The organism is Caulobacter sp. SRI_008 (assembly GCF_057586355.1).
In genome coordinates this window covers 1-22716 of the sequence record NZ_JBYCZS010000038.1, presented here as the reverse complement: position 1 = coordinate 22716, position 22716 = coordinate 1, and the positions used below count along the sequence as shown (strand labels likewise).

The following is a 22716-nucleotide window of genomic DNA, read 5'->3' as shown; positions in this document are numbered from 1 at the left end:
TAATTCGCTCTAGCGTTGAAGCGGGGCGGCTGTGCGTTTTGGCCGCGAAACGCGTTTGGATTGTGCACCGCGGGGGCGGTGCGTTTGGGGGACGGCTTTTGAAAAGCGTCAGCATGCTTCGCGCCGGTGTTCCGGCCGCGGAATCTTCGTCCGTGTTCGCCAAGATCTTTTCGGCGTTCGCGTCCCGGTTCGGCAAACTTCTCGCCGTTCCACTGATCTTCGCCTCCGTGCTTCTCGGGGCGAGCCTCGGGACGCCAACGGAGTCGAGAGCCGCTGACTGCACCCTCTCGTCCATGACCTTCACCTCGGTGGGAGCCACGCAGACGCTCAACGCGAGCAGCTGCGACATCTTCATCACCTATGCGGGCGACAGCTTCTGGACGGGGATCCACTCCATCCAGGGCGAGAACGGGATCGACTATCCGGGGGAGGGGTACAGCAACATCTACCCCTATCCATCCGCGGACACGACGGTCACGACCGCCAACGCGACCTACAAGTTCAGGTCCAACAGCGCCTATTCCGACGCCTCGGCCACCGACATCTTCACGGTGACCCTGATGTCGGTGAACGCCAACGCGCCGGCGACCGAGACCCTGACGCTCTATAGCTGTCCGTCCTACAGCGGCGGGGCGACCTGTAACGCCACCAGGTCGGTGGGCATCACGGTTAACCTGAACGTTCCGCCGGCGGTGAGCTCGCTCAGCCCGACCAGCGGCTCGACCGCGGGCGGCACCAGCGTCGTTCTGACCGGCTCCAACTTCGTCAACATCACCGCCGTCACCTTCGGCGGCACGAACGCGACCGGCTACACCGTCAACAGCGCCACCCAGATCACCGCGACGGCCCCCGCCGGCTCGGCTGGTACGGTCAACGCCCGCGTCACCTCGTCCACCGGCGGCCAGAGCGCCACCGCGGCTGGCAACCAGTACACCTACGTGGCCCCGCCGACCGTGACGAGCATATCGCCGACGGCCGGACCGACAGCGGGCGGCACAAGCGTCACCATCACCGGCACCAACCTCAGCGGCGCCACGGCGGTGAGCTTCGGCGGCACGGCGGCGACCGGCTTCACGGTCAACAGCGCCACCCAGATCACCGCGACCTCGCCGGCCGGCACCGGCACCGTGGACGTGCGCGTCACCACCGCCGGCGGCCAGAGCGCCACCAGCGCGGCCGACCAGTACACCTATGTCGCGGCCCCGACCGTGACCGCGGTCTCGCCGACCACCGGCAGCACGGCGGGCGGCACCTCGGTGACCATCACCGGCACCGGCTTCTCGAGCGCCACGGCCGTGACGTTCGGCGGCACGGCGGCGACCGGCTTCACGGTCAACAGCAACACCCAGATCACGGCGACCTCGCCGGCCGGCTCGGCCGGCACGGTGGATATCCGCGTCACCAATCCGGGCGGAACCAGCGCCACCAGTGCGTCCGACCAGTTCACCTATTCGGCCCTGCCGACGGTGACCTCGATCTCGCCGACGGCGGGCCCGACAGGCGGCGGCACGTCCGTGACGATCTCCGGCACCAATTTCACCGGGGTCACCGCGGTGACGTTCGGCGCCACGGCGGCGACCGGCTTCACGTTCAACAGCGCCACCTCGATCACGGCGACCGCACCGGCCGGTTCGGCTGGCACGGTGGATATCCGCGTCACGACGCCGGCCGGCACCAGCGCCACCAGCGCGGCCGACCAGTACACCTACGTCTCCGCCCCGACCGTGACCTCGGTCTCGCCGACGGCGGGTCCGACGGGCGGCGGCCAGACGGTGACCATCACCGGCACGGGCTTCGCGGCCGCGGCCGGTACGGGCGCGGTGAAGTTCGGCGCGTCCAACGCCACCTACACGATCAACAGCAACACCCAGATCACGGCGACGTCGCCGGCCAACTCGGCGGGCACCTACGACATCACCGTGACCACGGTGGGCGGCACCAGCGCCACCAGCGCTTCGGACCAGTACACCTACGTCTCGGCCCCGACCGTGACTTCGGTCTCGCCGACGGCGGGTCCCACGGGTGGCGGCACGAGCGTGACCATCACCGGCACGAACCTGTCGGGCGCCACGGCCGTGACGTTCGGCGCCAGCGCGGCGACCGGCTTCACCGTCAACAGCGCCACCCAGATCACGGCGACCGCGCCGGCCGGTTCGGCCGGCACGGTGGACATCCGCGTCACCACGTCGGGCGGCACCAGCGCCACCAGCGCGGCCGACCAGTACACCTATGTCACCGCTCCGACGGTGACCTCGGTCTCGCCGACGGCGGGTCCGACCGCGGGCGGCACGACGGTGACCATCACCGGTACGGGCTTCGCCGCGGCGGCCGGCACGGGCGCCGTCAAGTTCGGCGCGACGACGGCCACCTACACGATCAACAGCAACACCCAGATCACGGCGACGTCGCCGGCCAATTCTGCGGGCACCTACGACATCACCGTGACCACCGTGGGCGGCGTCAGCGCCACCAGCGCGTCCGACCAGTACACCTATGTCGCGCCGCCGGTCGGCAGCTCGCAGACCTACGGCTCGATCATCACCTATAACGACGGCTCGAACGCGACGACCAACATCGACCTGTCGCTCTACATCACGGGCGGCGGCACGCCGACCAACTACGCCGTCGGCTCGGCGACGACCGCCCAGGGCGGCAGCGTCAGCGTCAACAGCAGCGGGATCGCGACCTACACGCCGCCGATCGGCTACCGTAACGCCAACGACAGCTTCACCTACACGGCGTCCAACGTCGGCGGCACCTCGGCGCCGGCCACGGTCACCGTGACCATCGGCAATCCGACGATCACCCTGACCCTGCCGTCCAGCACGGCCACGGTCGAACGCGTCTACAATTCGGGCGCCGCCGCCGTGACCTTCTCGGGCGGCCGGGCCAGCTACACCGTCAACAGCATCAACGGTCTGCCTTCGGGCCTGACCGACGCCGGCGGCGGCGTCATCAGCGGCACGCCCTTGGCCAACGGCGTGTTCACCGTGACCGTCAACGTCACCGACAGCTCGCTGGGCGCGGGTCCGTACAACGCCAACACCACGGCGACCCTGACGGTCAGCCTGCCGCCGGCGCCGGTGGTCTCGTCCTTCAGCATCAGCGGCCTGACCTACAACAGCGGTTCGGCCACGGCGACGACCTTCAGCGCGGCTCCGCACGCCACCGAAAGCCCGACCGGCTACCAGGTCGGCGCCTCGTCCTACGGCGCTACGGTCAGCGTCGATAGCGCCGGCCTGATGAGCTACACCCCGCCGGTCGGCTTCCGCGGCACGGACACCTTCAACTATGTCGCCACCAACGCCGGCGGCACGTCGAACGTCGGCCAGGTCTTCGTGACGGTGGACGACCCGGTGTTCTCGGTCACCCTGCCGGCCTCCACCGGCACGGTGGGCGCCGTCTACAACAGCGGCTCCTCGGTCGTGACCATCAGCGGCGGCAATCCGCCCTACAACAACTTCTCGGCCACGGGCCTGCCCGCCGGCCTGACCATGGACAGCTCGGGCGTCATCAGCGGCACCCCGACCACGGCGACCACCGCCACGGTCGTGGTCACCGTCACCGACAGCTCGGGCGGCAACGGCAGCTACACCAGCACGGCCTCGGCCAACCTGACCATCGCCGCGCCGACCATCACCCTGTCGCCCGCCTCGGGCGCCCTGCCGGGCGGCCAGGCTGGCGTCAGCTACAGCCAGACCTTCACCAGCACGGGCGGCGTTACGCCGACGACCTTCGCCGTCACCGCCGGCTCCCTGCCTCCGGGCCTGTCGCTGGACACCAGCGGCGTGGCCTCGGGCACGCCGACGTCGACGGGGACCTACAACTTCACGGTCACCGCCACCGACAGCAGCGGCAACAGCTACACGGGCTCGGCCGCCTACAGCATCGCGGTGAGCGCTCCGACGATCGTCGTGTCGCCCTCGACCCTGCCGGCCGGCGCCGTGGCCGCCGCCTACAGCCAGACGATCACCGCCAGCGGCGGCACGACTCCCTATGTCTTCTCTCTCGACAGCGGGACTCTGCCCGCCGGCCTGACCCTGACGACCGGCGGGGTGCTCTCGGGCACGCCGACGGAAGGCGGGTCGTTCCCGATCACCATCAAGGCGACGGACGCGACCACGGGCGGCGCCTATAGCGGCACGCGGGCCTACACCCTGGTCATCGGCGTCCCGTCGATCGCCCTGTCGCCCGCTTCGGGCGCCCTGGCCGGCGGCCTGATCGCCACGGCCTACAGCGATACGGTCACCGCCAGCGGCGGCACGGCCGGCTATACCTTCCAGGTGACCGCCGGCAGCCTGCCGCCTGGTCTGACCCTGTCGACCGGCGGCGCCATCAGCGGCTCGCCGACGGGTGCTGGAACCTACAACTTCACGATCACCGCCACCGACTCCAGCACGGGCTCGGGTCCCTATTCGGGCGCGGCCGCCTACAGCATCACCGTCGCCTCGCCGACGATCACGCTGTCGCCGACCTCGCTCGCCAACGGCGCGGTCGCCTCGGCCTACAGCGCCTCGATCACCGCCAGCGGGGGCACCACGCCCTACAGCTACGCGGTGACCAGCGGCGCCCTGCCGGCCGGCGTCACCCTGTCGACCGGCGGCGCGCTCTCGGGCACGCCGACGGCGGGCGGGACCTTCACCTTCGACGTCACCGCCACCGACAGCTCGACGGGGACCGGCGCGCCGTTCGCCGGCGTGCGGAGCTACAGCCTGACCGTCACGGCGCCGACCATCACGGTCTCGCCGAGCTCCGTGGCCTCGGTCGCGGTCGGCGCGACGGTGAACGAGACGATCACCGCCACCGGCGGCACCAGCGGCTACACCTACGCGGTGACCGCCGGCGCTCTCCCGGCCGGGGTCACCCTGTCCGGCGACACGCTCTCGGGCGCGCCGACGGCCGCGGGTTCGTTCAACTTCACGATCACCGCCACCGACTCCAGCACCGGCGCGGGTCCCTATACGGGGTCGCGCGCCTACACCTGGATCGTCGGCGCGCCGACGATCACGGTCGCTCCGACCTCGCTGTCGAACGGCCAGATCGGTTCGGCCTACAGCCAGACGGTCACCGCCAGCGGCGGCGTCAGCCCTTACGGCTACGCTGTCACCAGCGGCGCCCTGCCGGCCGGCCTGGCCCTGTCGTCGACCGGTTCCATCACCGGCACGCCGACCGCGGCGGGTTCGTTCACCTTCACGATCACCGCCACCGACTCGGCGACGGGGACCGGTGCGCCGTTCACCGGCGGCCGCAGCTACACGATCTCGATCCTGAGCCCGGCGCTGACTATCACGCCGAGCACCCTGTCCGGCATGACGGTGGCTTCGCCCTACACGGCGACCATCACGGCCGGCGGCGGCACCGCGCCGTACAACTACTTCATGTACGGCGGCACGGTTCTGCCGACGGGTCTGTCGCTGTCGTCGACCGGTGAAATCACCGGCACGCCGACCGCTTCGGGCAGCTTCAGCTTCACGATCGCGGCCACCGACGCCTCGACCGGGACTGGCGCGCCGTTCACCGTGGCCCGGGCCTATAACGTCACGGTCGGCGCGCCGACCCTGACCATGAGCCCGGCCAACCTGTCGGATGCGACCCAGCACTCCGCCTACAACGAGACGATCACCGCCACCGGCGGCACGTCGCCCTACACCTACACCGTGACGACCGGCGCGCTGCCGACCGGCGTCACCCTGTCGACCGGCGGTGTGCTCTCGGGCACGCCGACCGTCACGGGAACCTTCAACATCACCATCCGGGCCACCGACTCCACGACCGGCAGCGGGCCGTACATCGTCGAAACGGCCTACAGCCTGGCCGTGAACGTGCCCGCGCCGCCGACGTCGGGGGCGGTCTCCACGACCGTCGCCGCCAACAGCAGCGGCAACACGGTCACCCCGGCCCTGTCCGGCGTGCCGGCGACCTCGGTCGCCGTCGCCACCGCCCCGGCCCACGGGACGGCCACGGTCAGCGGGATGACCTTCCTCTACACGCCGACGGCCGGCTACTCGGGCGTCGACAGCTTCACCTACACCGCCTCCAACGCCGGCGGGCCTTCGGCTCCGGCCACGGTCTCGATCACGGTGACCGCGCCGACCCTCGTGGTCGCCGGGACCCCGACGGGCGGCACGGTGGCGGTCGCCTATACGGACGCGACCTTCACGGCCACGACCGGCACGGCGCCCTACACCTTCGCCGGCGCTTCCCTGCCGACGGGCCTGGCGCTGAGCACGGCCGGGGTGCTTTCGGGCACGCCGACCGCCGCCGGGACGTTCAACGCGGTGATCACGGCTACCGACGCCTACGGGGCGACCGGTTCGGCCAGCTTCCCGATCACCATCGCCGCCCCGACGGTGACGATCACCAGCCCGACGGCCGGCGTTCTGCCGACCGCCACGGCCTTCGTCGCCTACAGCCAGACCTTCGCGGCTACGGGCGGCGTCGCGCCCCGCACCTTCGCGGTCACCGCCGGCGCTCTGCCGCCCGGCCTGACCCTGAGCACGGCGGGCGTGCTCTCCGGCTCGGCGACGGCCACCGGCTCCTACAACTTCTCGATCACGCCGAGCGACGGCTCGGGCTCGCCGGGTCCCTATGCGGGGACTCCGTCGGCCTACAGCCTGACGGTCGGCGCGCCGGCCATGACCCTGTCGCCGGCCAGCGTACCGAACGGCACGGTCACCGTGCCCTACACCGCCACCTTCTCGGCGGCGGGCGGCACGTCGCCCTACACCTACCTGGTCACCGCCGGCGCCCTGCCGACGGGCCTGACCCTCAGCTCGGCCGGCGTGATCTCCGGCGCGGCCGTCCAGGCGGCGAGCGGCAGCTTCACCTTCACGGTGACCGCCACCGACGCCAACGGCTTCACGGTCTCGGGCGCCTACGGCCTGACGATGGCCCAGGTCACCCTGGTCACCGGCTCGCCGCCCAGCGGCGTCGGCGGCCAGGCCTATAGCCAGGCGCTGTCGACCACCGGCGGCACGGGTCCCTACACCTACGCCCTGACCGCCGGCGCCCTGCCGGCCGGGATCACCCTGTCCGCGGCCGGCCAGCTTTCGGGCACGCCGACCGTGGCCGGGACCTTCCCGCTCACCATCACGGCGACCGACGTCAACGGCGCGACGGGCGACACCGTGGTGAACCTTGTGATCGCGGCCCCGACCATCACGCTGCCCCCGCGGCCGCTCGATGGTACGGCCACCGTGCCCTACAGCATCACGCTTGGGGCTATCGGCGGCGTGGCGCCTTACAGCTACGCGGTGACGGCCGGGGCTCTGCCCACCGGCCTGACCCTCGCCAGCAACGGCGTCATCTCGGGCGTCGTGCCGCAGTCGGCCGTGGGGACCTACAACTTCACGGTCACCGCGACGGATGCGAACGGCTTCACGGGCTCCGCGCCCTTCACCTCGACCATCGCCCAGGTCACCCTGACTCTGTCCCTGGCCAACGACACGGTCGAGGCGGGCCAGCCCTACAACGCGCCGGTCGCCACCACTGGCGGCACGGGGCCCTACACCTACAGCCTGACCAGCGGCGCCCTGCCGCCGGGAGTGAGCTTCAGCGCCGGGGTCTTCTCTGGCGTGCCGACCGCGAGCGGGACCTACAGCGTCAACGTCACCTCGACCGACAGCTACGGCGCGGTCGGGACCAGCACCCTGCAGATTGATGTTCTGGATGCTGTCCTCGACCTGACGCCGACCTCGCTGTCGCCGGTGCCCTACGGCATCGCCTTCAGCCAGACGTTCCAGACCACCGGCGGCGTGGCGCCGTACAGCTACACCGTGACTGGCGCCCTGCCGGCCGGGGTGAGCTTCAGCGCCGCCGGCGTGCTTTCGGGCACGCCGACCGAGGCCGGGAGCTTCCCGCTCCAGATCCGGGTCACCGACACCACGGGCGGCCGGGGTCCGTACACCCAGCGTTACGACATGACCCTGGTGGTCAACGAAGCCCCGCCGCCGGTGGTCGAACCGACCAACACCACGACTCCGGCCGGTTCGCCGACGACCATCGACGTCTCGAACCTGATCGACGGCTTCTACGACAGCGTCATCATCGTCGACCCGCCGCAACACGGCACGGCGACGGTCACCGGCAGCGCGTCGCGGATGCGGTCGCAGGGCTCGGGCTCGGTCCAGATCATCTACACGCCGAACCCCGGCTACTATGGTCAGGACAGCTTCACCTACGCCGCCACCGGTCCCGGGGGCACCTCGTCGCCGGCCGCGATCAGCGTCGCCGTCGCCGCCCCGGCCCCGGTCGTGGTCGACGACACCGCTTCGCTCGCCGCCAACGCGACGGTGAACATCGCGGTGACCGCCAACGACACCGGTCCGATCAGCACCATCGCCATCGCCACGGCTCCGAGCCACGGCACGGCGACGGTGTCGGGCCTGACCGTGAACTACGCTCCGGCCACCAACTTCTTCGGTACGGACACCTTCACCTACACGGCCACCGGCGAAGGCGGCACGGGCGGTCCGGCGACGGTCACCGTCACGGTCACCCCGCTGGCCACGCCGACCCAGACCGCTCAGGTCATCACCGTCCTGGCTGGCCAATCGGCCACCCTGGCGGCGACCCAAGGCGCCACGGGCAGCCCGTTCACGAGCGTCACCGTCGCCACCGCCCCGACCAAGGGCACGGCCACGATCAACGGTCTGAACATCGTCTACACCCCGGCCGCCGGCTTCTCGGGCGCCGACGCCTTCACCTACCGGATCAACAATCCCTTCGGGGCCTCTGATCCGGTGCCGGTGACGGTGACGGTCAACCCGGCGCCGCTCACGGCCCCGCCGATCACCGTCGAGATCCTCGCCGGCCAGAAGGCGGTCGTGAACCTGGTGACCAACGCCAGCGGCGGGCCGTTCATCGGCGCGGCGGTGGTGGCGATCACCCCGGCCAACTCGGGCGCGGCGGTCATCACCAACCCCTCGACCGGCGCCTACACCCTGACCTTCACCCCCGACAACGCCTTCGCGGGCACGGCGGTGGTGACCTACACGCTGAGCAACGCCTTCGCGACTTCGGCCCCCGGCCGGATCAACGTGATCGTCACGGCTCGTCCCGATCCCTCGCAGGATCCGGAAGTGAAGGGTCTGGTCGCGGCTCAGGACGCGGCGGCCATCCGGTTCGCCGACGCCCAGATCGGCAACTTCAACCGTCGCCTCGAGCAACTGCACAACGGCGGCGGCGCGGGTCGCGGGTTCGGGGTCAGCGTCCGCGGCGGCAACACCGAGCGGGAAGACGGGCTGGAAGCGCGCGAGCGGTTCCGCAAGTACGCCAGCCTCGGCATGAACGACGCGGCCGATCCGTCCTCGCCGCTGCTGCCGGCCGCCTCGTCGGCCGACGCGGCGCCCGGGAACGACGGCGAAGACGGCCAGGCCGGTCCCAAGCGCTGGGGCGTGTGGGCCGCGGGTTCGGCCGACTTCGGGATGCGTGACACGGTCGGTTCGCAAAGCGGCTTCCGCTTCACGACCGACGGCATCACCGCCGGCGTCGACTACCGGGTCAACGGGCAGTTCGCCTTCGGTGTGGGCCTCGGCTACGGCCGAGACTCCAGCCGGGTCGGCAAGAACGGCACCAAGAGCCGGGCCGAAAGCTACAGCGCCGGCCTCTACGCCAGCCTGCAGCCGAGCGAGAAGACCTTCGTCGACGGTGTGGTCGGCTTCGGGTCGCTCGACTTCGACAGCCGCCGCTACGTCACCACGACGGGCGAGCTGGTGACCGGCAAGCGTGACGGCGACCAGACGTTCCTGGCTCTGACCTTCGGGTACGAGCACCGGACCCCGACCAGCCTGCTGTCGCCCTACGGGCGCATGGCCTACAGCCGGTCGGTTCTGGACGCCTTCTCGGAGAACGGCGGCGGACCCTACGGTCTGACCTACCACGAGCAGACCGTGCGCAGCCTGACCGGCACGCTGGGCCTGCGCGGGGAGTTCGCCCGCAAGACCGCCGCCGGCCTGCTGGCGCCGCGCTTCCGGGTCGAGTACTCGCACGACTTCGAGAAGGCCGCTGACGCCATGCTCAGCTACACCGACTGGGTGGGCGGGCCGACCTACCGCCTGGCGGTGGATCCGATCGACCGCGACCAGCTGCGGCTGGAGCTCGGGGCCGACCTGACGGTCAAGAGCGGCTGGAAGATCGGTCTGGACTTCGACAACTCGGTGTCGAAGGACAGCGACAGCCAGGGGGTCCGCCTCTCGGTCCAGTCGCCCTTCTGATCGGGACGACGAACTGAAGACTAGGAAGGGCGGCGCCAGCAAAGGCGCCGCCCTTTTTCTTTCCCCTCCCCCGCATCAGCGGGGGAGGGGAACCACCCCCGGGTCGCGCGAAGCGCGCGCCCGAGGAGAGGCTCCGTGGTGGAGGGGGCGAGACTGGGCGAAGTGCCGGCCGTCGCCCCCTCCGTCACGCTGCGTATCCGCAGACTCCCCCGCTGAAGCGAGAGAGGAGCACGAGCCAGAAACGAAAAACGCCCGGCGGGTCGGACCCGCCGGGCGTTCTCGTCTTCAGCGATGCGCGAAGATCAGCGGTCGAAGTTGCGGGCCAGGAGGAAGCCGAACACCGCGCCGGCCACGAAGGTCCCCAGCGCCAGGGCCAGGGGGTGGTCCTCGGCGGCCTTGTGGGCGACTTCGGCCTTGGGCTTGGACCAGGCGATGGCCGCGTCGGTCTTGTCGTGCACGTAGTCGCGGGCGACCTGGGTCTTCTCGGTGGCGGTCTCGGCGACGGTGGCGGCGGCCTTCTTGACCGCGGCGGTGGCCTTCTTGGCGCTGCTCTTGGCGCGGGCGGAAGCGGCGCTGGCCTCGCCGGCGAGATCGGTCTTGATGGTGGCGTCGGTCATCGGCGTCTCCCGATTTGGGGTGTGTTCGAAGGCGCGGCGCTGCGGCGCGCGGCCGTGGGTCTGGAGACTAACACCTGGCGAGCCGGTTTGGTTCGGACAAGAGGGGCGGGCGACAGCTTTTGCGTGTATCGCGCCGCGGGCGTCCCGGAGGGCGGTTCCGAGCGCTCCGGTCCCCCGGCGGCCTCAGTTGTCGCGGACCACCTTCAGCACGGCCTCGCCATAGCGGTCGAGCTTGCCCTGGCCGACGCCGCCGGACTTGCCCAGGGCTGGCAGGGTCGTGGGGCGGGCGGCGGCGATCTCGGCCAGGGTGGCGTCGTGGAAGATGACGTAGGGCGGCACGTGCTGGGCCGAGGCCTGGTCCTTGCGCCAGGCGCGCAGGGCCTCGAACAGCGCCTGGTCGCCCGGCGGCACGGTGAGGGCCTGGCGCCGGCGCAGGCTCTTGCCGCCGGAACCACCCTTGCCGCCGCCGGCCTCGCCGCCCGGGGCCTGGCGCAGCGACACCTGACGCTCGCCGCGATAGACTTGGCGCACGCCCTCGCCGTCGCCCAGGCCGATGAGGGGCCGGCCGTCATTGGGGTCCTCGCGCAGCAGGCCCTCGAACACCAGGGTGTCGAGCAGGTCGCGCCAGCCCTGGGGGCTGAACTCCTTGCCGATGCCGAAGGTCGACATCTGGGCTTCCTGCTGGGTGACGTCCTTGGTCTTGCCCAGCAGGTGATCGATCAATCGGCCGCGTCCGAAGCGCCCGCCCAGGCGATGGGCGGCCGACAGGGCCTTCTGGGCGGCCTGGCTGGCGTCGATCCCGCTCGGCGGCGAGACGCAGATGTCGCAGGTTCCGCAGCGCTCCACCCCCTCTTCGCCGAAATAGCGGCGGACGGCGGCGGCCCGGCAGGTCATGCCTTCGAGCATGGCGTAGAACTGCCGCAGCTTGCGGCTCTGCACCTGCTTGACCTCGTCGGGGGCCTCGCGGCTGTCGATGCGGCGGCCGGCCCAGGCCAGATCCGAGCTGCTGTAGAGGGTGATGCCCTCGGCCGGCTGGCCGTCGCGCCCGGCGCGGCCGATCTCCTGCCAATAGGCCTCGATGGCGGCCGGCGGGTCGGCGTGGATCACGAAGCGGACGTCGGGTTTGTCGACCCCCATGCCGAAGGCGATGGTCGCCACCATCACCGCCTCGTCGGCCTCGAGGAACTGCTCCAGGCGGCGGGCTCGGACGGTCTTGTCGAGGCCGGCGTGATAGGCCAGGGCCGGCACGCCGTTGTCGATCAGCGCCTGGGCCAGCTTTTCGGTCGAGTCCCGGCTGCCGGCATAGACCACGCCGGCCCGGCCCGGTCGCTCGGTGACCAGTTCGATCACCCGGTCATGACCCTTGCCGCGCTTGCGCTCGGCGTTCAGCGCCAGTTCGGGGCGGGCGAAGCTGTCGACGAACTCGGCCGCGCCCTGCAGGCGCAGTTCGGCGCGGATGTCGTCGCGGGTGCGGGCGTCGGCGGTGGCGGTCACCGCCAGGCGCGGGGCGTTGGGGAAGACTTCCGCGATGCGGCCCAGCATCCGGTATTCGGGCCGGAAGTCATGACCCCACTGGCTGACGCAGTGGGCCTCGTCGACGGCCACCAGCGACAGCGGCAGGCGCGACAGCCGCTCCAGCATCCAGCCCTGCATCAGGCCTTCGGGCGACAGGTAGAGCAAATCGAGCTGGCCGGCCTCGATGCGCCGCCAGATCTCGGCGCGCTCCTCGGGCAGGGTGTTTGAGTCCAGGCGCTCGGCGGCGACCCCGGCCTGCTGCAGCCCGGCCACCTGGTCGGCCATCAGGGCGATCAGCGGCGAGACCACCAGGCCCAGGCCCGGGCGGACCAGGGCGGGGATCTGGTAGCACAGGCTCTTGCCGCCGCCGGTGGGCAGCACCGCCAGGGCGCTGCGCCCGGCCAGCAGTTCGCCGACCACCTGGGCCTGCAAGCCGCGGAAGTCCTGGTGGCCGAAGGTGCGGCGCAGGACGTCGCGCGCGGCGTCGAGCGAAGGCGGGGAGGCGAGGGCGGTGGACACGTGGCTCTTCTGGCAGGGGCGGCCGCCCGCGCCAAGGCCGGAAACGGCGGATTTTTTGAGATCCTCTCCATGAAGGGGGAGGTGGCGTGGAGGGGCGGAGGGGCGCCCAGAAGCAAGCCCTAGCCTTTCCCCCGTAAAATCCCCGCGAAAGCGGGGACCCAGGCTTTTTATCGTCAGGCGCCACGCGTTTCAGAAAACACCTGGGTCCCCGCTTTCGCGGGGATTTTACGGATTTGGGGGCCGCTGACGAATAGGCGAAGGCCGCCCACTCTTGACTCTTAGTCAATCGACTAATTAGTCTCCTGGCTCATGAACGAGGTGTTCAAGGCCCTGTCGCATCCCGCCCGCCGCCGCATGGTCGCCATGCTGCGCGACGGGCCGCTGGCGTCGGGCGAGATCGCCTCGCGGTTCGAGATGGCCTGGCCGACGGTCACCGCCCACCTGGCGGCGCTGAAGGCGGCGGGGCTGGTCGAGGCCGAGAAGGACGGCGTCTCCGTCCGCTACCGCTTGGTGATCTCGGCGGTGGAGGAGGCGGTGGCCTTCATGATGGACCTGATGGGCGCGGGCGAGACCGTCGATGCGCCCGACACATCCTTGCGAGAGGAGAACAAGGCATGAGCAGCGAGCATCCGCGCGGCCTGACGTCGCTGGACGGCGTCTCGATCCTGGTGACGGCGGCGATCGGGGCCGCGGCCCTGGCCGTCTGGCGCCTGGGACCGCCCGGCCCGATGCCGATGCACTTCGACCTGGCCGGCCAGGTCGATCGCTGGGGCGACCGGGCGCAGATGGCCCTGGCCATCGGCTTCATCGGCCTGGTGGCCGGCGGCGTCGCCGGGCTGTGCGCGGCGCTTGAGCGACAGGCCAAGGACCCGCTGGGCGAGCGCTTCACCTGGCGACTGGGGCGGATCGTCGGTCTGGCGGTTCCGGCCTTCACCGCGGCCCTGCTGACCAGCGTGGCCTTCGACCTGCTGCCGCGCGTCGGCGGCCAGGACCTTTTCCTGCGGCTGATGATGGGCGGCATGGCCGTGCTGTTCCTGGGGCTCGGCGCCTTCGTCGGCAGGGTCAAGCCCAACCCCGTGGTCGGGGTTCGCACCTACTGGGCGCTGCGCAGCCGCCTGGCCTGGGACAAGTCCAACCGCCTGGCCGGACGGCTGTTGAGCCTGACGGGCCTGCTCGGCCTCGTCGCCGCCCCCGTCGCTCCCCAGCCCGTCGGCTTCCACGTGATGATGATTGGCATCGTCGCCTCGGGGCTGGCCGCCGGTGTCGAAAGCTGGCGGGTCTGGCGCACCGATCCCGACCGCGCCTGAGGGTGACGGATCAGGCTGACGGACGCCGGCGAACCGCGCTATCATGCAACCTGGTCGCGAATCGGGGGATTGCGCCGTGTTCCATAAAGCCATGCGATGGGCGGCCCTGCCGGCCGTGATGATCGCCGTCTCGGCGCAGGCGGCCGGCGGAACGCCCTACGTCAATCATAACTGGGGCTACGCCGTCGCTCTGTCCGGCAAGGTCAGGCTGATCCAGAACACCCCGCCGGCGCCCAACCACGGTTTCGGCGTCCGGGTGGCCAAGCGCGCCTATCTCTGGGTCGACGGCAGTTCGTCGGACGGCGAAAACCTGGCCGAGACCGTCGAGGAGAGCACCGGCTTTCTGCTGCGCGACGAAGGCTGCGTCGTGCTCGAACGCGCCGCCGACAGCCTCGGTGGCCAGCCGGCCCAGCGCCTCGTCCTGCGCTGCCCCGCCGACAAACCCCGGACCGGGACGCAACTGCGGCGCACGGTGATCGCCCTGGCGGCCCCGCCGGGGCATGGCGCGGCCGCCTACTCGGTCAACGTGACCTATCCGGAAGATGGCGGCGCGGAGGCCAGGCGGGCGCTGGCGCTGTTCGACGACGCCCAGCGCGGCTTCCGCTTCCTGGGAAAGCGGTAGGCGGATCGACCGCGTCCCTCGCTCCACGCCAGCCGCCGCGACGACGGGGTTAAACCGCGTTCATCTCTCGTCAATCCTATCGCGTGTTTGGTCGGCGTGAGCTATGACACCGCCACACGGGCGGGGTTGCACGAGACCTAGGGTTACAGATGGCTAACGGCGCCTTCGGCGGAAACAAGCCGGCGAAGACTTCTCGCACGCCCCTCCAGGCGGCGCTCTATTGGGCGACGGTGCTGGGGGTCTGGGGGCTGATCTTCGTGGTCACCTTCTTCGCGGTGTTCGCGCGCGACCTGCCCGATACCTCGAAGCTGTACGACGTCACCCGCCAGCCCTCGATCAACTATCTCGACCGTTCGGGCGCCCTGCTGGCCGTGCGCGGCAGCCAATATGCGCCGCCGGTCGACATCGACGCCCTGCCCGAATACGTGCCGGCCGCCTTCGTCGCCATCGAGGACCGCCAGTTCTACCACCACTTCGGGTTCAACCCCTGGGGCATCGCCCGCTCGCTGATCTGGAACGTCACCCATGACGGCGGCCCCCAGCGCGGCGGCTCGACCATCACCCAGCAGCTGGCCCGCAACCTTTTCCTCAGCCCGGCCCAGAACTACAAGCGCAAGGCCCAGGAGCTGATCCTGGCCGTCTGGCTGGAGCTGAAGTTCAGCAAGAAGCAGATCCTGGCTCTGTACATGAACCGGGTCTATTTCGGCGCCGGCGCCTACGGCATCGAAGCCGCCTCGCAGCGCTATTTCAACAAGCCGGCCTCACAGCTGACGATCGGTGAATCGGCGCTGCTGGCCGGCATGATGAAGGGCCCGGCCCGCTATTCGCCGGTCAGCGCCAGCGAACGCGCCGCCCGCCGCGCCACCGTCGTGCTCGACGAGATGGTGCGCATCAAGGCCATCACCGCCGAGCAGCGCGACGAGGCCTTCAAGACCCCCGTGCAGGTTTCGGCCACCCTGGCCAACCAGCGCGCCCAGTACTTCACCGACTATGTCGACGCCCAGGTCCGTTCGCTAGTCGGCGAGCCCACCGAAGACCTGGTGGTCGAAACGACGCTCGATCTGCCGATCCAGGTCGCGGCCGAGCGCGCCGTGCAGCTGGGCGTCGAGGGCCACCTGAAGCAGGGCGTGCAGCAGGCCGCCCTGGTCGCCATCGACGGCGAGGGCCGCATCCGCGCCTATGTCGGCGGCGAGGACTATGGCGAAAGCCAGTTCGACCGCGCCACCAGCGCCCGCCGCCAGGCCGGCTCGGCCTTCAAGCCGTTCGTCTATCTCACCGCCATGGACCAGGGCCGCAACCCGTCGGTCATGGTGGTCGATGAGCCGGTGAAGATCGGCAACTGGGAGCCGCGCAACTACACCAACACCTTCCTTGGCCCCATGACCCTGCAGACGGCCCTGGCCCAGTCGATCAACACGGTCGCAGCCCGCCTGGCCAACGAGGTCGGCACCAGCAACGTCGCCGCCACGGCCCGTCGTCTGGGCATCACCAGCAAGATCCAGCTGGACCCGTCGATGGCCCTGGGCGCCGTCGAGGTCAGCCCGCTGGAAATGGCCCAGGCCTACGCCCCGTTCGCCAACGGCGGCTTCCTGGCCAAGGGCTACGGCATCGAGCGCATCCGCACCGCTTCGGGCAAGGTTCTCTACGACCACAGCGTCGACAAGCAGCCGCGCTCGTCGGTGATCGGCTCGCCGTCGCTGCAGTACATGAACCAGATGATGCGCCAGGTGGTGAACGGCGGCACCGGCGGCCGCGCCAAGGTCGCCGGCTACGACATCGCCGGCAAGACCGGCACCACCAGCGACTACAAGGACGCCTGGTTCGTCGGCTACACGGGCGGCTTCGTCGCCGCGGTGTGGACCGGCAAGGACGACAACACCGCCATGAAGCGGGTCAGCGGCGGCGGTCCGCCGGCCGAGATCTGGAAGGTGTTCATGAGCTCGGCCCTGCCGCGCCTGAAGGCCACCCCGATCCCCGGCGGCTTCGCCGAGGCGCCCGCGCCAACCAGCGATCCGATCGGCGACCTTCTGAACGCCGGCGAGACGCCGACGGCCGACCCAGGCGCGACCCCGCCTCCGGCCGCTGGTCAGCCGGCCCAACAGACCGCGCCGGAACTGCCGTACTGATCGGGTTTCCTTCTCCCATAGGGAGAAGGTGGCGCGAAGCGACGGATGAGGGGGACGGCGCCTGACGTCGTGCCGGCACGCCGTCTTCGGTCCCTAACCCCTCACCCTCCCACGCTTCGCGCGGGCCCCTCCCTCTCCCTATGGGAGAGGTTTTGGGGAGGCGCGGAACGCCGTCGCCCGACGCGCCGTTGAGCGCCCGATGGGCCTGTTCCTCCACAAATCCCTGCGCCGGCTCGACCTGCGCATGCTGCTCGAATGGGCCTCGCGGCTGGGCTACGCCGCGCGGGGGACGGTCTATGTCGGGCTGGGCGGCCTGGCCCTGCTGGCGGCGGCCGATCTCGTTCCTCGGGCGCGCGGCGCGACGGCGATGCTGGCGGCCTGGGCCAGCTGGCCGCCGGGCCTGGTGCTGATCGCCGTGGTCGCGGCCGGGCTGATCGGCTTTTCGCTCTGGCGGGCCTTGCAGGCGGTGTTCGACGCCGACCGCCACGGGACCTCGCCCAAGGCCTGGGCGATCCGCGCGGGCCAGGCGGTCAGCGGCGTCGTCTACGGCTCGCTGGCCTGGTCGGCCCTGGAGTTGCTCGACGCTTTCGAGGACGTGGGCGAGGCCGACGAGGAACAGACCGCCGACGCCACGGCCGCGACCATCCTGGCCCTGCCCCATGGCGACCAGCTGCTGATGGCGGCGGGCCTCGTTTTGCTGGGCGTCGGGATCGGCGGGGTCGTCCAGGGCCTGGCGCAGGACTTCGCCAAGCGCCTGGACTGCGGCGAGGCGGCTTGTCGCCGGCTCGTGCCCCTGGCGCGGTTCGGCTATGCGGCGCGCGGGCTGGCGACGCTGTGCGTGGGCCTGTTCGTGGTCGGCGCCGGCTGGCACGCCCGCAGCAGTGAAGCCCGCAGCTGGGCCGGGGCCTTGCAGGCCCTCGAACGCCAGCCGTTCGGCGCCTGGCTGCTGGGTCTGCTGGCCCTGGGGCTGGCGGCGTTCGGCGTCTTCGGCTTCGGCGAGGCCGTCTATCGCCGCATCCGGCCGCCGGCGGAGATCGGGTGATGAACACCCTTCTCCCATAGGGAGAAGGTGGCGCGAAGCGACGGATGAGGGGTTACGGCGCCTGACGTCGTGCCGGCACGCCGTCTTCGGTCCCTAACCCCTCACCCTCCCACGCTTCGCGCGGGCCCCTCCCTCTCCCTATGGGAGAGGGGAACTAAGCGTCGAACGCCGCGATGATCGGGCAGGGGCCTTCATCGCCGGCGCTGCAGGTGTGCAGCAGGCGCGACAGGCCGGCGCGGGCGGCTTGCAGCTCGGCGATCTTGCCGTCGAGGTCGGCAATGCGCTCACGGGCCAGTTCTCGGGCCCGGGCGCGGTCCTGGCCGGCGTCGAGGGCCAGGAGTTCGCCGATCTGCTCCAGGGTGAAGCCGGCCGATTGCGCCGAGCGGATGAAGCGCAGCCGCCGCACGGCCTCGTCGCCGTAGCGCCGCACGCCCTCACCACGCTCGGGCGTCTCCAGCAGGCCCCGGCGCTGGTAGTAGCGGACGGTCTCCACCCCCACCCCGCCGGCCCGGGCCAGCCCCGCAATGGTATCCGCCGCCATCCCTTGACTCCGTACCATGGTACGGAACCCATATGAGGCGGGTCCGGTTCGCGTACAAGGAGATCCGCCGTGAGTTCAGCCGCCCCGAAGACCGCCGTCCTCTACCGCATGGTGATGGACAAGCACGTCTGTCCCTACGGCCTGAAGGCCCGCCACCTGCTGCGCGCCCGGGGCTACGCGGTCGAGGATCATCACCTGACGACGCGGGAGGAGACCGACGCCTTCAAGGCCCAGCACGGGGTCAAGACCACGCCGCAGGTGTTCATCGGCGGCGAGCGGATCGGCGGCTTCGACGACCTGCGGCGGTTCTTCGGCGGCAAGCCGCGCGATCCCAAGGCCAAGACCTACCAGCCGGTGATCGCCCTCTTCGCCATGACCGCCCTGCTGGCCCTGGCGGCGGCCTATGTGGTCGACGGCACGCCCCTCACCCCGCGCGCGGTCGAGTGGTTCATCAGCTTTTCCATGGTGGTGCTGGCGATCCAGAAGCTGCGCGACGTCGAGAGCTTCTCGTCGATGTTCCTGGGCTACGACCTGCTGGCCAAGCGCTGGGTGCCCTATGGCTACGTCTATCCGTTCGCGGAGGGTCTGGCGGGGGTGCTGATGACGGCCGGGGTGCTGACCTGGTTCTCCGCGCCCCTGGCCCTGGTGATTGGCGGGATCGGCGCGGTGTCGGTGTTCAAGGCCGTCTATCTCGACAAGCGCGACCTGAAATGCGCCTGCGTCGGCGGCGACAGCAACGTGCCGCTGGGCGGGGTGTCGCTGCTGGAGAACGTGATGATGGTGGCGATGGCGGTGTGGATGCTGGTTCGCGGCCACTAACCCTCTCCCTGAAGGGAGAGGTGTCGGCGAAGCGGACGGAGAGGGAAGGGACGGCCAGCCTCGCGGAAGCTGAAACCGTCCCCCCTCCGGCCCTCTGGGCCACCTCCCCCAGAGGGGGAGGATTTCTTAGTGAACCCCCAGCGCCTCAGGCGTCACCGCCACGAGGTCTTCCGCCCCCAGGGTCACGGCCGCCAGCTGACCCGGGACCTGGGCCAGGACGCTCTCGGCATAGACCCGCAGCAGTTGGCCGCGCAGGGCTTCGGCTTGCGGCGCCAGGGCGCCCTTGGCCAGCATCCAGCCGCCGACCGTGTCGCCCAGCAGCTTCAGATAGGCCGTGGCGCCCGAGAGGGCGTCGGGCATGGCGCGGGCGCGGCGGTCGACCAGCCAGGCGGTGGCCGAGGCGGCGGCGTTCAGGGCGGCTTCCAGGCGGCCGGCGACCGGGGTCAGCGAGGCGTCGGCGGCCTTCAGGGCCTCGATGGTGTCGCGGATGTCGTCCATCAGGTCGGCCACGGCCTGGCCGTCGGCCAGACCCAGCTTGCGGCCGATCAGGTCGATGGCCTGGATGCCGTTGGTGCCCTCGTAGATCGGGGTGATGCGGGCGTCGCGATAGTGCTGGGCCGCGCCCGTCTCCTCGATGAAGCCCATGCCGCCGTGGATCTGCACGCCCAGCGAGGCGACCTCGACGCCGACGTCGGTCGACCAGGCCTTGGCGATCGGGGTCAGCAGCTCCTCGCGCAGCTTGGCGGTGGCGCGCACGGCCTCGTCGGCGGCGGCGTGGGCCAGGTCGGCGGCGACGGCGGTCGACAGGCAGATGCCGCGGGCGGCCTCGATCTTGGCCTTCATCAGCAGCAGGGTGCGGCGCACGTCCGGGTGGTCGAACAGGCGCGAGGGATAGGCGCCGGTCCAGGCCGAGCGGCCCTGCACGCGCTCGAGGCTGAAGTTCAGGGCCTGCTGGTAGGCGCGCTCGGCGATGGCGGTGCCCTGGGCGCCGACCTGCAGGCGGGCGGCGTTCATCATCGTGAACATGTGGGCCACGCCCTGGTGCAGCTTGCCGACCAGTTCGGCCTTGGCGCCTTCGAACAGCATGACGCAGGTGGGCGAGCCGTGGATGCCCAGCTTGTGTTCCAGGCCGCCGACGCGCACGTCATTGGCCGCGCCCGGCTTGCCGTGCTCGTCGATCAGCACCTTGGAGGCCAGGAACAGCGACACGCCCTTCACGCCGGGAGGGGCGTCGGGGGTGCGGGCCAGAACCAGGTGGACGATGTTGTCGGTGGCGTCGTGGTCGCCCCAGGTAATGAAGATCTTCTGGCCCGACAGGGTGTAGCCGCCCTGGCCGTCCGGCGTGGCCATGGTGGTCAGGGCCGCCAGGTCCGAGCCGGCCTGCGGCTCGGTCAGGTTCATGGTGCCGGTCCATTCGCCCGACACCAGCTTGGGCAGGAACACGCTCTTGTGGCGCTCGGTGCCGTGCAGGGCCAGGGCCTCGATGGCGCCCAGGCTCAGCATTGGGCACAGGCCGAAGGCCATGTTGGCCGCCTGCACCATCTCCAGCGTGGCGATCTCCAGCGCCTTGGGCAGGCCTTGGCCGCCGTGCTCGGGCGCGGCCGCCAGGCTGGTCCAGCCGGCCTCGGCGAAGGCCTTGTAGGCGTCGGCGAAGCCGGGCGCCGAGCGCACCACGCCGTTCTCGAGCTTGGCGCCCACCAGGTCGCCCTGGCGGTTGATCGGGGCCAGCACCTCGGCGGCGAACACGCCGGCGGCTTCCAGCACGGCGTCCACGGTGTCGGAATCGGCCTCGGGATAGGCCTCGGCGAGCTGGTCGAAGCCGGCCACGTGGCGCAGGGCGAAGGCGAGGTCGCGGACGGGGGCGCGGAAGGTCATGCAGGGGCCGATCTGTTCAAGCGTCGGGTTGGGGGTATGTGATCCCTGTTTAGATCGCGCGACCCGCCGCGCCAAGGACCGCCAGGCGATCACGGCTTCGTGAGGAGACGCCCCTTCAACTGGACGGTGAAGTTCCTAAGTCGGGTAATCGCAACCGTCACTATGACAGTTTGGAGAACTGAACCCATGGCTCGCCCCTTCGCCTACGCCATTCTGGCCGGCGCCCTTCTCGCCGCTCCCCTCGCGGCCCCGGTCGCCGCCCTGGCGCAACCGGCGACGGATCCCGCCGCCGCCCCGGCCGGGACCTGGGCTCTGGACAAGCGCCACGCCAGCCTGACCCTGCGCGTGCGCCACTTCGGCACCTCGAACTACACCTTCCGCCTGTCGGGCCTCGACGGCTCCTACAGCTTCGACCCGGCCAAGCCGCTGGACTCCAAGGTATCGATCACGGTCGACCCGAAGTCGGTCGACACCGGCCTGCCCAACTTCAACAAGGAAATCTCGGACGATCCGAAGTTCTTCGACTCGGCCAAGTATCCGACGATCACCTTCGTCTCGACCAAGATCGAGCAGACCTCGGCCGGCAAGGGCAAGCTGACCGGCGACCTGACCTTCCGCGGCGTGACCAAGCCGGTGACCCTGGACGTCACCTACAACGGCTTCGCCAAGACCCCGTTCGGCTCGCAGATCATGGGCTTCTCGGCTGTCGGCAAGATCAAGCGCTCGGAGTTCGGCTTCACCCACCTGGTTCCGATGGTGGGCGACGACGTCGACCTGGCGATCGAAGCTGAATTCAATCCGAAGAAGTAAGATCCTGACTTAAAGGACGGGCCTATGACCGCCGAGACGCTTTCGAAACCCGCCTCGGCGGCGGGTCCTGCCCGTTATTCTACGGTGGCGATCATCCTGCACTGGCTGATCGCCGCCGCCCTGATCTTCCAGGTGATCCTGGGGTGGCGGGCCGACGACGGCCCCAAGGGCGCGACCACCTTCGCCCTCTTCCAGCTGCACAAGTCGATCGGCATCACCATCCTGGTGCTCAGCGTCGCGCGCCTGATCTGGAAGCTGACCCACAAGTCGCCGCCGGCCCCGGCCGGCCAGCCGACCTGGGAGAAGATCGCCGCCCACGCCGTGCATGTCGGCTTCTACGTGATCATGATCGGCCTGCCGCTGACCGGCTGGATCATCGTCTCGACCAGCCGCATCAACATCCCGACCCTCCTGTTCGGCGCCATCCCCTGGCCGCACCTGCCGGGCCTGCCCGAGCTGGCCGCCGGGGCCAAGGACGCCTGGAACAACATCGGCCACCTGGGCCACGGCCTGCTGGTCAAGTTCACCTACCTGCTGCTGGCCCTGCACCTGGGCGCGGTGGCCAAGCACCAGATCCTCGATCGCGACGAGGTGTTCGGCCACATGGCCGCCGGCGCCAAGCCGGGCCTGAAGGAGCCGCGCCTGTGGCTGGCCGCCGCCGGCTTCGCCGCCGTGGTCGCCGCCGCCTATCTCTACACGCCCGCCAAGG

General features: G+C 70.6%; 13 protein-coding genes. 9 read left to right on the top strand and 4 right to left on the bottom strand.

Annotated elements, in window-relative coordinates; all coding sequences use genetic code 11:
• The first annotated feature begins 293 nt into the window (after positions 1 to 293).
• Entirely contained in the window at positions 294 to 10214 is a 9921-nt protein-coding gene (locus AC2YHT_RS24135) for a putative Ig domain-containing protein (protein ID WP_487292370.1), read from the top strand.
• A 302-nt stretch (positions 10215 to 10516) separates the two neighbouring features.
• Here the strand turns inward: AC2YHT_RS24135 and AC2YHT_RS24130 are convergent, their stop codons facing one another.
• Entirely contained in the window at positions 10517 to 10831 is a 315-nt protein-coding gene (locus AC2YHT_RS24130) for a hypothetical protein (protein WP_487292369.1), read from the bottom strand.
• Between the two features lie 183 nt (positions 10832 to 11014).
• Complete coding sequence (recQ, locus tag AC2YHT_RS24125) at positions 11015 to 12865, bottom strand: DNA helicase RecQ (protein WP_487292368.1); 1851 nt, start codon at positions 12863 to 12865, stop codon at positions 11015 to 11017.
• 309 nt (positions 12866 to 13174) lie between these two features.
• On the opposite strand from recQ, the gene AC2YHT_RS24120 reads away from it, so the two are divergent.
• The 5 genes from AC2YHT_RS24120 (at position 13175) to AC2YHT_RS24100 (ending at position 17962) form a co-directional block, all read left to right on the top strand.
• Positions 13175 to 13483 (top strand): metalloregulator ArsR/SmtB family transcription factor, encoded by a 309-nt coding sequence (locus AC2YHT_RS24120; RefSeq protein WP_487292367.1) that lies wholly within the window; start codon positions 13175 to 13177, stop codon positions 13481 to 13483.
• Positions 13480 to 14172: an SdpI family protein gene (locus AC2YHT_RS24115; protein WP_487292366.1), complete on the top strand. Its 693-nt coding sequence runs from the start codon at positions 13480 to 13482 to the stop codon at positions 14170 to 14172. Before AC2YHT_RS24120 ends, AC2YHT_RS24115 begins: the two co-directional genes overlap by 4 nt.
• A 76-nt stretch (positions 14173 to 14248) precedes the next feature.
• Complete coding sequence (locus AC2YHT_RS24110; protein WP_487292365.1) at positions 14249 to 14794, top strand: hypothetical protein; 546 nt, start codon at positions 14249 to 14251, stop codon at positions 14792 to 14794.
• Between the two features lie 149 nt (positions 14795 to 14943).
• A complete protein-coding gene (locus AC2YHT_RS24105) occupies positions 14944 to 16920 on the top strand; it encodes a transglycosylase domain-containing protein (RefSeq protein WP_487292364.1) in 1977 nt (658 codons plus the stop codon).
• Between the two features lie 199 nt (positions 16921 to 17119).
• On the top strand, positions 17120 to 17962 hold the full coding sequence (locus AC2YHT_RS24100; RefSeq protein WP_487292363.1) for a DUF1206 domain-containing protein: 843 nt from the start codon (positions 17120 to 17122) through the stop codon (positions 17960 to 17962).
• Between the two features lie 154 nt (positions 17963 to 18116).
• Here the strand turns inward: AC2YHT_RS24100 and AC2YHT_RS24095 are convergent, their stop codons facing one another.
• On the bottom strand, positions 18117 to 18503 hold the full coding sequence (locus tag AC2YHT_RS24095) for a MerR family transcriptional regulator (RefSeq protein ID WP_487292362.1): 387 nt from the start codon (positions 18501 to 18503) through the stop codon (positions 18117 to 18119).
• Between the two features lie 69 nt (positions 18504 to 18572).
• Here AC2YHT_RS24095 and AC2YHT_RS24090 point away from each other — a divergent pair, with 69 nt between their 5' ends.
• Positions 18573 to 19322, top strand: a complete 750-nt coding sequence (locus AC2YHT_RS24090) for a MauE/DoxX family redox-associated membrane protein (protein WP_487292361.1) — start codon at positions 18573 to 18575, stop codon at positions 19320 to 19322.
• 126 nt (positions 19323 to 19448) lie between these two features.
• Here the strand turns inward: AC2YHT_RS24090 and AC2YHT_RS24085 are convergent, their stop codons facing one another.
• The gene (locus AC2YHT_RS24085; protein ID WP_487292360.1) at positions 19449 to 21197 is read right to left on the bottom strand and encodes an acyl-CoA dehydrogenase; all 1749 of its coding nucleotides are present in this window, start codon (positions 21195 to 21197) and stop codon (positions 19449 to 19451) included.
• A gap of 186 nt (positions 21198 to 21383) precedes the next feature.
• Here AC2YHT_RS24085 and AC2YHT_RS24080 point away from each other — a divergent pair, with 186 nt between their 5' ends.
• Both AC2YHT_RS24080 and AC2YHT_RS24075 read left to right on the top strand, forming a co-directional pair.
• A complete protein-coding gene (locus AC2YHT_RS24080) occupies positions 21384 to 22007 on the top strand; it encodes a YceI family protein (RefSeq protein WP_487292359.1) in 624 nt (207 codons plus the stop codon).
• Between the two features lie 24 nt (positions 22008 to 22031).
• The coding region (locus AC2YHT_RS24075) for a cytochrome b (protein WP_487292358.1) at positions 22032 to 22716 on the top strand (685 nt) is incomplete at its 3' end.